At 46.6% G+C, this 324-nt stretch carries 1 pseudogene; it reads left to right on the forward strand.

The window, feature by feature from the left end:
- Positions 1–203 (forward strand): annotated as a pseudogene (locus E5329_RS29510) (ParM/StbA family protein); the annotation flags it as partial.
- Positions 204–324 lie beyond the last annotated feature (121 nt).

Below are 324 nucleotides of genomic sequence, written 5' to 3' on the forward strand. Positions count from 1 at the left end.
TCTACAATACCCTGAAAGAACACGGTTACAACCTTGATGTGATACCGATTGTGTTCGTAGGCGGCGGGGCGGCAGTCATGAGGCTGTTTGGTTCACAAGCCAGCGGGAATTTCCAGTACATTGAGGACATCAAGGCAAATGCAAAGGGGTATGAACAGCTTGGCAGGATTTTCCTTGCAAAGCACCGTAACCAGATAGGATAGGAGTGGGGCATATGGCAAAATCAAATATCTGTTACCATAATGTCCGGCTCAACCTTGATAATGAACAGTGTCGGACGGCGAATTGAGGGAGAAGCAAACAGCGAATTATTTTTCCGACATT

It is taken from the genome of Petralouisia muris (assembly GCF_004793545.1).
Lineage (GTDB): Bacteria > Bacillota > Clostridia > Lachnospirales > Lachnospiraceae > Petralouisia > Petralouisia muris.